An 11,147-nucleotide genomic window follows, 5' to 3' on the forward strand; every position below is an offset into this window, starting at 1 on the left:
AAAACCAGAGGTGACCTATTTTCAGGCCATCTCTGGTTATCTTGTTTTCGATACAAATGGATTATCTGTTTCCCAAAATCTATAAGGGTAATGTACAGCCTCTCCACTGTTTTCAATGCCTATTCTTGGTCCAGCCGATATAGCAGTTATCTGCTCTCCCTCTGCCATATACAAAGGCTTATCGGTCCAATGTGAACCGTAGTGTTCCATGGATATGCCCATAGCTTTTGTTAGCTTTCCCGGTCCGTTCGTCCACTGTTTCATAGGAAGATCGTTACGGAATTCCTTCATCAAATCTAAGCCCTCTATTGGTTCCACAGCACGTATTAATATTGCATTGGGAATTTCGATAGGTGCCGAGACTACATTGATGAGTGTATGAGTGTGCATTTGATATGTGTAAATCAAACCTGGCTCACCAAACATAACTTCCGTCCGTTTCGTCCTCCTATTACCAAAACTATGTGCTGCTCGATCATCTGGCCCCATATATGCTTCGGTTTCTACGATTTTACCAACAATTAATCCACTTGGATGCTCATGGACAATGTAATTCCCTAATAATTGACGAGCAAGTTCTAAAGTTGGCTGTTGAAAAAAACTAGCATCGATTGGCTTCACCTTAAATAAACCCCATTTTTTTCGCTTCAAATGTTAGCTCTTCTCTAAACTTTGGATGAGCAATTGAAATAAGCTGTTTCGCACGCTCTGAAATTGGTTTCCCAAACATTTTAGCAACGCCGTACTCCGTAACAATCATATCCACATCATTTTTTGAAGTAGTTACAACTGAGCCTGGAGTAATACTTAGTTTTATACGAGAGATTTCATCATTTTTGGCTGTAGAGGTCATACATACAAAGCCTTTTCCTTCTTTAGCAAAACGAACACCACGAGCGAAGTCAGCTTGGCCACCCGTAGATGAATAGTATTTACCAGCTACCGTTTCGGAGGCACATTGTCCAAATAGGTCGACCTCTGTAGTTGCGTTAATCGAAACAATACGCTCCTCTTTAGCAATTTCTCGTGGATCATTCACAATACTTACAGGTAAAAACTCCACAGAAGGATTGTTGTCTAGGAAGTCATACATTTTCTTTGATCCATGAGCAAATGTAGCAATAATCTTCCCTTTATTCGTAAACTTTTGTGTCCCGTCAATAGCACCTGCTTGTACTAAATCCACGATTCCATCGACGAACATTTCTGTATGAATACCTAAATGACGATGACTTTTTAATAAGCTCACTACTGCATTTGGAATTGAGCCAATACCTATTTGCAGTGTGTCCCCATTTTTAATCGTCTCCGTCACATACTCAGCAATTTTCAAATCCTTCTCTCCGATAGGAACTGCAACATCCTCGAATAGAGGACGATCATTATTAACAAATCCGGCAATTTGGCTAATGTGGATTTGATTTTGACCAAAAGTGCGAGGCATATGCTGGTTCACCTCTAATATAAACGGGACTGTACCGATAAACTCACTCACAACATCTGCCTGTGTCCCTAGTGAAAAGTAACCAAATTCGTCCATTGGCGAAGCTACAGCCATAATCATTGACAGGTTTGTAGAGCTTTTTAATATGCGAGGCATCTCATGAAAATGATTAGGTACTAAGTCTACCAATCCCTGGTAGAACTGTTTTCTTGTTGCCCCGCTTAAAAAGTAAGAGACATGGTGTAGTTGTCCTGGAAAGGAACCATTCATATACTTTCTAGATTGTAAGGCAAGCAATTGATGTATTTTCACATTAGATAATTGATGTGCTTGATCCTCTAAAATATCCAACAGTTTATGTGGTTCTCCATTCGTTAGCGGAAGAATAATATCTGCATTATTAGGAATTAGATCGATTACCTGTTGTTCTGTTAGTTGTTTGTTATTCATGTTGTTATACTCCTATGGTGTATCATATTTTTTATCATTGGTGCTAATTTCAGAAAGTAGTAATTAGAAGTAAAATACGGACAAAGTTGATTTTCTCTCCAGGCGGACGCTTTCCGCTCCAATCAACGAAGCCCACTTTATCTAAACAGATAACTGAATATAATATCATTCAAAATAAGTAATTATGAAATTGACTAAAATGGTGCGGTCATAAGGAATCCTTCTACTTCCTTAGGATTTCGCAAAATGCATATATCTGTATTTTTTACATTTCTTAATATGTCGATTGTATGTGGGCGTACATCCTTTGGAAAACGCCATACCCATTTAGCAAATTCTATGTCCATTTTTTCCTTGCAGCCCGGTGCCATATCCGGACGTGTTTTGCCACGATGGATCCATGCCCTTTTGAAAACTCTGTACGTGCATAATACTCTAGAGAAATCCAAAAGAACAATTAAATCTGCATAGGATGCTCGCAATTCTAATGTCGAATCAAAATTTCCGTCTATGATCCATTTATCTTTTTCTAGTTCTGCTTGAATTTTTTCACGAAATTCTGGCTTTGGTGTAGGGACCCACCCCTCATTCCAATAAAGAGCATCTAGATGGATTAAAGGCAAATCCCATTTTTCAGACAATCGTTTGGATAATGTAGATTTACCTGCACCGCTTGAACCGATGATGAGTATACGTTTATGTTTTAACTGATACATCCTCTACCCCCTTTGTTAAGCCATTATTCATTTTACTATGTTTTCACCTGCTGGCAAAACAAAAACCTGCTCCTTTAGGAACAGGTTTTGCAACTATTCTAATTCTACTTGTTTTGTTTCTGTACCTAAGAACAGTACCGCAAATACTCCGATAACGATTGCAATACAGAAGATAGTAAAGATATAGCCAATTTCATAGCCTCTCATTACGAGAGTCCCAACCAACAACGGACCTAAAATCCCCCCTATACGCCCAACAGAGGCGGCCATTCCAGAACCGGTTGCTCGAATGACAGTTGGATATTGCTCTGGGGAGTAAGCGTATAATGCTCCCCATGCACCAAGGTTAAAGAATGATAAAAGAACTCCTGAAACTATCAATAACGTTGTTGTCTCGGCTGAACCAAAGACGAATGCACTTGCCGCAGTTCCCAATAAATAAGTAACTAATACAAATTTACGTCCTGCCTTCTCGATTAACCACGCAGCAGAAAAATATCCCGGTAATTGGGCAATAGTCATGATCAATACGTATTCAAAGCTTTTAATAAGAGTGAATCCCTTAATGACCATTACACTTGGTAGCCATAAGAACATTCCATAATAGGAAAACACGACTGTAAACCATACTATCCATAACATTAATGTTCGCTTCGCATATTTCTTTGACCAAACTTCACTCATGTTTTGCATAATACTTCTGGATTCCGATTTTTTCTCCGTGTATTTAGGGGAATCGGGTAATTTTATACGTAAGTAAATTGCATAAAAGGCAGGTAATGCTGTGATTATTAAAGCAACTCTCCAGCCATAATCAGGAATTATAAAATAGGCAATTATTGCGGAAATAATCCATCCTGCAGCCCAAAAGCTTTCTAATAGAACAACCACTCTTCCCCGTTCTTTTGCTTCCACACTTTCAGATACTAATGTAGATGCTACTGGAAGCTCTCCTCCAAGCCCCATTCCTACAAAGAATCGTAAAAGTAAAAATGCAGCAAGAGTTGTCGTTAGTGCGGATAGTCCACTTGCGATAGAGAACATTAGTAGAGTAATCATAAATATTTTTTTTCGTCCTACTTTATCTGCAAAAACTCCAAATACTAGAGCCCCTACCGCCATCCCAATAGAGTTGACACTACCAATCCACCCCATTTGTTCTGGAGATAAATTCCAATCCACAGCCAAGGCTGCAATTACAAATGATAGAATTCCAACGTCCATTGCATCGAACATCCATGCAAGCCCTGCTATTCCTAGTAGTTTATTTTTAGATATCTTTTTTTGTTCTTTCATAGCTCTGCATTTCACTCCTGTCTTTACACCTGTAAAGTTTTTAGTTTACTTGTTTAGTATACGCATGGAACATCAAAGTTACAATATAAATTTTATCTTGTTTTTTGCACTTTATTAGAGTAAAATGTCCTTTATACAAATACATATGTTTATTCAAGGAGAACAGAGAGGCGGAATCCATCATGGCTTGGCAAGGATTAATCGAAGAGTATAAAGAGTTTTTACCAGTAACAGAAAAAACACCTAAATTGACTTTACTAGAGGGTAATACGCCTCTAATTAAGCTAGAAAATTTATCAAAAGAATTAGGAATCGAATTATACGTGAAGGTAGAAGGAGCAAATCCTACTGGATCATTTAAAGATAGAGGCATGGTTTTTGCGGTTGCAAAGGCAAAAGAAGAAGGTAGCAAAGCAGTTATTTGTGCTTCTACAGGTAACACTTCAGCTGCGGCAGCTGCTTATGCAGCTCGTGCTGGAATGCGAGCAGTTATTGTTATTCCTGAAGGGAAAGTAGCTGCCGGGAAATTAGCACAGGCATATATGTATGGAGCAGAAGTCATTCAAATAGAAGGAAACTTTGACGTGGCGCTTGATATGGTCCGTGCAATTAGCGAAACATCTCCTATTACACTAGTGAATTCTGTTAACCCCTATCGTATTGAAGGACAAAAAACAGCAGCCTTTGAAATTTGCGATGTGTTAGGTACTGCACCTGACTATCTGGCAATACCAGTAGGAAACGCTGGTAATATTACTGCTTACTGGAAAGGGTTTAAAGAATATAACGAGAAAAAACAAACAGGTCTACCTCAAATCTTTGGCTTTGAAGCAGAGGGCTCTGCTGCCATCGTACAAGGAAAACCTATCGAATTCCCTGAAACAATTGCTACTGCAATTCGTATCGGTAATCCAGCAAGCTGGAAAGGCGCCGAAGCAGCGCGTGATGAGTCTAATGGTGTTATTGAAGCTGTAACTGATGAAGAAATTATTGAAGCCTATAAACTAATCGCAAGCAGAGAAGGTATCTTCGCAGAACCAGGCTCTTGTGCATCTATCGCAGGTCTATTACGTTCAGTAAAAAATGGAAAAATTAAAGCAGGAAGCAAAGTAGTTGCAGTATTAACTGGTAATGGCTTAAAAGATCCACAAACTGCTATCGACGTAAAAGTTGCTGAGCCACATAAACTTGAAAGTAATGCACCAGCTCTTAGCGCATTTATAGAGGAGGTGCTAGCGTAATGGTTTGGTGTATATCAATTCCAGCAAGTACAGCGAACCTTGGACCGGGCTTTGATTCCATTGGTATTGCATTAGATAAGTATTTGGAGCTTGAAGTCGAGTTAGGTTCTGATTGGGAAATCATTAATTTATCGGGTAATCTTCCCGATATTCCAAACCCACATGATCACTTAATTGTCCAAGCTGCCGAAAAAACTGCTGAGTTACATGGTTTTTCACTTCCTCCGTGCACAGTGCGAGTGAAGAGTGAAATTCCATTAGCACGAGGGATGGGGAGCAGTGCTTCTGCCATTGTCGCGGGAGTTGAGTTAGCCAATCAAATCATGGAATTACACTTGACCTCCCAGGACAAATTAAAAGTCGCAACACTTATGGAGGGACATCCTGATAATGCAGCAGCTTCCATTTATGGAGGCTTTACCATCTCCTCTAATGCAGATAATGGAGAAATAAATGTATTTCATGCCAATCATATCGAGGCATCATTTGTGCTTTTTATCCCAAATTTTGAGTTAAAAACAGAAAAGGCCAGACAAGTATTACCAGATACCTATACACGTCGAGATGCAGCACAAGCAAGTGCCACTGCAAACTTGTTAACTGCAGCTTTTTTATCACAAGCATTTGAACAAGCTGGAACTTATATGGAACAGGATTTATTTCACGAGCCATACCGACTCGATTTAATCCCACAAAGTAAAGACATTAAAATCGCAGCTAAAAATGCAGGTGCGTATGGAACTTGTATAAGTGGTGCTGGACCTACCCTGCTCTCACTTGTTGAAAAAGGAACAGAAGAGGAATTCATCTCTAAGTTAAAAGGACAGTTCTCTAATTTCGACCTCGTTGCAGTACCCATGAATAGTACTGGAACCATTGTTTCAGTAAAAGACGCAGAACGCACTCGTTAAGCACTTAAGTAGGTATGTACTTATAGAAAGTTTTCTACAGGTTGAAGATTTTATACCTCTTTGATAAATAATAAAAGGCAGTGTTACTCTCTCCTAAGAGAAGCTACACTGCCTTTTTCATCGTTAAGCTAATAGAACGAGACTTAGGGCCATTACGAGCATTCCTGCAACGACTCCGTAAATAGATAAATGAGTTTCATCATATTTTTTCGCTGCTGGTAGTAATTCATCCAATGAAATAAAGACCATAATTCCCGCTACCGCTGCAAATACTACTCCAAATACCGCTCCATTTAAATACGGCATCAGTATTAAATACGCAACGAACGCTCCAACTGGTTCAGCTAAACCAGATAAGAAGGATAATTTAAATGCCTTTTTTCGACTTCCTGTTGCAAAGTATATAGGCACTGCTACGGCAATCCCTTCTGGAATATTGTGAATTGCTACCGCAATTGCAATTGCAATTCCTAAATTGGGATCTTGCAAAGCAGATGCAAAAGTTGCAATTCCTTCAGGAAAGTTATGAATTCCTATAGCAAGAGCTGTGAAAACACCCATTTTCATCAATTTTGTATGCTCTGGGTTACTTAACTTCTCATCCATATCCTCTACACTTTTAACTTCATGGGGATTACCAAGAGTAGGTATTAATCGGTCGATTACTGCAATTACAACCATCCCACCGAAGAAACCAACTATTGTCATCCAATACCCATTAGTCGCTCCAAGTTCTGCTACAAGAGAATCCTTAGCCTTCACGAAAATTTCTACTAAGGACACGTAAATCATGACACCCGCTGAAAAACCTAGTGCAACTGATAAAAACTTTGTATTTGTACGAGATGTCAATAAAGATAGCAGACTACCAATCCCTGTTGCAAGACCAGCAAATAATGTAAGTAACAAAGCAAAAACTACATTTCCATCCATTGACTCAACTTCTTTCTTTTTAATCGATTTTCATTTATTATACGCAGAATGTTTCCTTTGTGCAACTCTTTTCAACTAACGAAAACATTATTTTTTACCTATGGTCAATTGGAAAATTTCTTACAAATTAAGAAAGTACCATCCCATTCCTCAATTGTTCCCTAAATGAACTAGATTTTACCTATGTGTATGCCAATTCAATTTAAAATGCAAACGTCCTCCTATCCCCTTCATAGAAATGAAAAAGCATTGGAAAAAGTGTTTGAGACACTAAATCCAATGCTAGAATTATATATATATATTTTATTATTACGTTATTGCCGCTACTCTTCTATTCCACGATAGTGTAACTACCATGCTCCATAGCAATTACATATTCAGGCTGTGGTGGTTTTCCACTATGCTCTTTAATTTTCTTTTTATGTCCCGCAATATGCTCCGGACTCTTTTCCCATGCTTTCCAAGCCTCTTCTGATTCCCAACGAACAATCATTAATACTTCTTCTTCACCGCGACGAACATTTTTCACTAATAACTCACGGCCTATAAAACCTTCACGTTGCTCAATTAACGATGGACCTTGATCTGGCTTTTTCTTAAAACGTTCAAGAATTTTATCAGCATTTCCTTCCGTCACTGTCCATTTACGAATTTGTACTAACATTTCCATTCCTCCATTTAATATATATCTGAGTGAAGCTATACTATTTTTAATGCATAGCAGCTTTTCTGGACAGGATTTATACTACTTCTATCTTATAAGCTTTCCGTATCAATTGACTTCTCTTCATTAATAACCTCTTGAGCTGTTTCTTCTACTTCATATAATTCAAATAGCTGTGCAAACTCTTCCATTAGTGTTTCTACTGCCTTCAATTCACCCACTAAAATTGGATTAATCGACTGTAATTCAGGAGTTTCCAATTGTTTCTTTAATGCATTAGATTTCATATTCATCATATCATAAAAAGCTAATGCTCTACCTCGTCGGAACGTTTTAGCACCATGTCTTTTCTCTATACCCTCTACTTGTTCTGGTCTTCCTCTGCGTCGTCCTTCGCGATGATGTTCGTCACGATGACCATGCCTACCTCTAGAATGTGATTCACTTCTCATATCAACGCCTCCTTCGTATACGTTTGTATACTTAATTAAAATTGTATACAAACGTATACAATTAGTCAATTGATATTATTTGAAACTAGCTTAAAATACAACATTACCGAAACCCTTGAATAGAGGCAGTCATCATTTGGAACAGAGATTAGCTGCAACTATATAAGATAGATACGACTTCTCGTCTAAAACATCCATTAAAACTTCCTATTCGCTAAATAGTTTCCAATATGCACCCAATCCTGCTCAAGAAGGTCCCGATTGGATGGTCGATAAAAAACAGATGCAGGATGGTAGGTAGGAATGATTATATAACTCTCAGCAGACCATATAAACCCAGCAGAATCCAGTGATTCCAAATGACGTATTTGCCTATGAAGCAATTCTCCATGCAATAATGATACCTTTGCATCTTTTCCTAATAACCTTTGTAAACCTACATTTCCTAACGTAACAATAATTTGAGGTACAATGTTTTTTAATTCATAATCTAGTATCGGTGCATGTGCAACCACTTCTAATTGAGTAGGAGGGCGATTATACTTTCTTTGTATTAACTCTCCATTTCGAGCCTTCTTTTCTCTCCACACATATGGTCGACTACGAACTGCACTTGTCATATATACGTCTTCTCGAGTCAATCCAATACTTTCTAATGACTTATTTAACTCGTCACCAGCTCTACCGATAAATGGTACTCCTTTTATCGCCTCATTCTCTCCTGGTGCCTCACCTATTAGTAGTATACTTGGTTTTTTTGGCCCCTTCCCTTTAACAAATCCTTCTACAGGAAATCCTGCTATACGTTCGATCCCTAGTTTAACAAGCTCCTCTGGTATTTCGAACAAGTATCTCACTCCTCCTAAAAAAACCTTTCCAGCAAGGAAAGGTTTTTACTGTGTATACTTTTTAAAAACTCTGTTTCTATATTCATACCACAATGCCACGATTACAAACCAAGAATACCCAATCATCCAACCAGCTATTACATCTGAAGCATAATGTCGATGTTCTGCAATACGAGATAGCCCGACCATCATGGTGATTAATATGGTGATTATCCAGATTAGAACCTGTTTCAGTCTACTCGACTGATGCTCTGTTAAAAAGTAAGCAATCGTAAACCAACATAAAAGTCCGACCATCGCATGACCGGACGGAAAACTAAAGGTTTCTAACTGTTGTGGAACATCCGGACGTTCTCTTTCAACCCATTTTTTGAGCATTTGGTTCAGAACATTTCCAAATCCTATGGAAAGTACAACAAAGAGCATTCCCCGGTAGTTTCTGGACCGAAACCACAAATAAATTATTAATATAAGCGTTATAAATACAATAAATTTAGTTTCCCCTAAGTAATGGAACAATCCAATCACTTTATTATCCCCAAACAACTGGGACATCTGATAGTCGAACTGAGCTATTTCTTTCGAATTGAAATATAATAGCAGGACAGCAAATCCTAATAATGTTACTAGGCTAAGTGGATAAAACCATTTCCTCATAACAAAAACCCTCCTATCCATTACCCAAATTATATGCTAAAATTTTTAGGTTGTACAATGAATACAGCGAAAACCAAAACCTCACTTAAGTGAAAAAACCTACTTTTCAGTCTGATTGGTAAAGTAGGTTGATTCGATTTCTATTATAGTCTAGATATTATTTAATCATTCACAAGTAAAGCTATTCTATAACCTTATAGTTTGCATGCTCCATTGAAAGAACATATTCTGGCCATTGGTGACTTACCGCCATGATTTAATTTTCGATTTATGACCCGCAATATGTTTCGAATTTGGACAAACATTTTCTTCAACCCCCTCAGATGCAAAATAATAAAAAGAGCTACCCTACTCGTATACACGAATAGGGTAGCTCTTTAGTATGGATTATTTTAATTCATCTAAAATTTCTTGTAGTTTTGCTGCTTCAGTTGTTACACCGTTGCTTGAGAAGTACCAGTTCGTACCATCTAAGTATACGATTTTACCTTCTTTATAAGCACGAGTTTGTTTGATAATATCATTTTCGATATCTGCTTTAATCGTTTCTACATCCGAAACTGTACGGTCAACGATTAATAATACTTCTGGATCTACAGAAAGTAATGACTCATAAGAAAAGTCAGACCCGTGGGAAGATGCTTTAATATCAGTTGTTGCTGGTTTGAAACCAAAGTCATTGTACACATATGCGAAACGTGAATCTTCGCCATTATCAAAGCCAGAGATTTTTTTGTCGTTATACATTGCAACTAATGCATTTTCATAGCCAGCTGCTTTTTCTTTCACAGCATCAACTTTTTCTTGTAATTCAGCTTTTAACTCTTCACCTTTTTCAACTTTATCAAACATGTTAGCAGCTAGGTCAACTGTTTCATAAACTGCATCAATATAGTTTGAATTATCGGAACCGATAAATACTACATTTGGTGTAATTTCTTTTAACTCTTCATAGAATGGAGTTTGACGACCTGACATAAAAATGATATCTGGATTTGCAGCTGCAACTGCTTCGAAGTCGATTGCTTTTAATGTACCAACATCAGCAATCTCATCGCTTGGTGCATACTTTTCTTTTAAGTGTTCTGGAATATTCCCTTTACCGCCACCTGCTGCTACACCTACGATACCTTCAACTCCTAATGCGTCAAGTGTATCTAAGAAACCATAGTCCAAAGAGATGATGCGCTTTGGCTCTTCTTCCAACGTAATGTCTTCAAAAGTAACTGAAGCACCTTCTTCTGTTTCGCGAGCAGAAGTTAACGAAGATACTGTCATTGGAAATGCTGATTCTTCCACTACTTCTTTTTCTGTTTCACTTGCTTCGTTCGTGTCACTTACTTTAGGTGTCTCTGTTTCTTCTGATCCACAAGCAGCTAACATTAATGCTAATGCTGCAGCAGTTATAATATTCCACTTCTTCATACTATATTTCTCCTCCTAATAAAACTCTTTCATTTTTATAGCGATAATGAAAATCATTCTCAATCAACTAAACCAAATTCTAGTTTAGTTTGCTTCAATTGTCAATTACT

Annotated in this window: 12 protein-coding genes; 2 read left to right on the forward strand and 10 right to left on the reverse strand. The window is 37.9% G+C overall.

All coding sequences use genetic code 11. The features are described 5' to 3' along the window. Window positions 1-36: 36 nt before the first annotated feature. The 4 genes from KD050_RS08530 to KD050_RS08545 all read right to left on the reverse strand — a co-directional run bounded on the left by KD050_RS08530 (window position 37) and on the right by KD050_RS08545 (window position 3,906). Entirely contained in the window at window positions 37-651 is a 615-nt protein-coding gene (locus KD050_RS08530) for a DNA-3-methyladenine glycosylase (protein WP_235753952.1), read from the reverse strand. Next, window positions 623-1,894 (reverse strand): acetyl-CoA hydrolase/transferase family protein, encoded by a 1,272-nt coding sequence (locus KD050_RS08535; protein ID WP_211895743.1) that lies wholly within the window; start codon window positions 1,892-1,894, stop codon window positions 623-625. Before KD050_RS08535 ends, KD050_RS08530 begins: the two co-directional genes overlap by 29 nt. Window positions 1,895-2,088: 194 nt before the next feature. After that, complete coding sequence (locus KD050_RS08540) at window positions 2,089-2,610, reverse strand: P-loop NTPase family protein (protein ID WP_211895744.1); 522 nt, start codon at window positions 2,608-2,610, stop codon at window positions 2,089-2,091. Between the two features lie 93 nt (window positions 2,611-2,703). Further along, window positions 2,704-3,906: an MFS transporter gene (locus tag KD050_RS08545; protein WP_211895745.1), complete on the reverse strand. Its 1,203-nt coding sequence runs from the start codon at window positions 3,904-3,906 to the stop codon at window positions 2,704-2,706. Window positions 3,907-4,088: 182 nt separating this feature from the next. Here KD050_RS08545 and thrC point away from each other — a divergent pair, with 182 nt between their 5' ends. Together thrC and thrB are read left to right on the forward strand one after the other, a co-directional pair. Further along, window positions 4,089-5,147 carry a threonine synthase gene (thrC, locus tag KD050_RS08550; RefSeq protein ID WP_211895746.1) on the forward strand — a complete coding sequence of 353 codons (1,059 nt, stop codon included), beginning with the start codon at window positions 4,089-4,091 and terminating at the stop codon, window positions 5,145-5,147. Then, window positions 5,147-6,058 carry a homoserine kinase gene (thrB, locus tag KD050_RS08555; protein WP_211895747.1) on the forward strand — a complete coding sequence of 304 codons (912 nt, stop codon included), beginning with the start codon at window positions 5,147-5,149 and terminating at the stop codon, window positions 6,056-6,058. Before thrC ends, thrB begins: the two co-directional genes overlap by 1 nt. Before the next feature lie 123 nt (window positions 6,059-6,181). Here the strand turns inward: thrB and zupT are convergent, their stop codons facing one another. The 6 genes from zupT to KD050_RS08585 form a co-directional block, all read right to left on the reverse strand. Next, complete coding sequence (zupT, locus tag KD050_RS08560; protein ID WP_211895748.1) at window positions 6,182-6,991, reverse strand: zinc transporter ZupT; 810 nt, start codon at window positions 6,989-6,991, stop codon at window positions 6,182-6,184. Window positions 6,992-7,322: 331 nt separating this feature from the next. Then, complete coding sequence (locus tag KD050_RS08565) at window positions 7,323-7,655, reverse strand: antibiotic biosynthesis monooxygenase family protein (RefSeq protein WP_211895749.1); 333 nt, start codon at window positions 7,653-7,655, stop codon at window positions 7,323-7,325. A 92-nt stretch (window positions 7,656-7,747) separates the two neighbouring features. Further along, window positions 7,748-8,107: a hypothetical protein gene (locus tag KD050_RS08570; RefSeq protein ID WP_211895750.1), complete on the reverse strand. Its 360-nt coding sequence runs from the start codon at window positions 8,105-8,107 to the stop codon at window positions 7,748-7,750. A 197-nt stretch (window positions 8,108-8,304) separates the two neighbouring features. Beyond that, entirely contained in the window at window positions 8,305-8,955 is a 651-nt protein-coding gene (locus KD050_RS08575; RefSeq protein WP_211895751.1) for a uracil-DNA glycosylase, read from the reverse strand. A gap of 45 nt (window positions 8,956-9,000) precedes the next feature. Continuing rightward, on the reverse strand, window positions 9,001-9,612 hold the full coding sequence (locus tag KD050_RS08580) for a phosphatase PAP2 family protein (protein ID WP_211895752.1): 612 nt from the start codon (window positions 9,610-9,612) through the stop codon (window positions 9,001-9,003). A 387-nt stretch (window positions 9,613-9,999) separates the two neighbouring features. After that, on the reverse strand, window positions 10,000-11,037 hold the full coding sequence (locus KD050_RS08585) for a siderophore ABC transporter substrate-binding protein (RefSeq protein WP_211895753.1): 1,038 nt from the start codon (window positions 11,035-11,037) through the stop codon (window positions 10,000-10,002). Window positions 11,038-11,147: the final 110 nt, after the last annotated feature.

Source organism: Psychrobacillus sp. INOP01 (assembly GCF_018140925.1).
Taxonomy (GTDB): Bacteria; Bacillota; Bacilli; order Bacillales_A; family Planococcaceae; genus Psychrobacillus.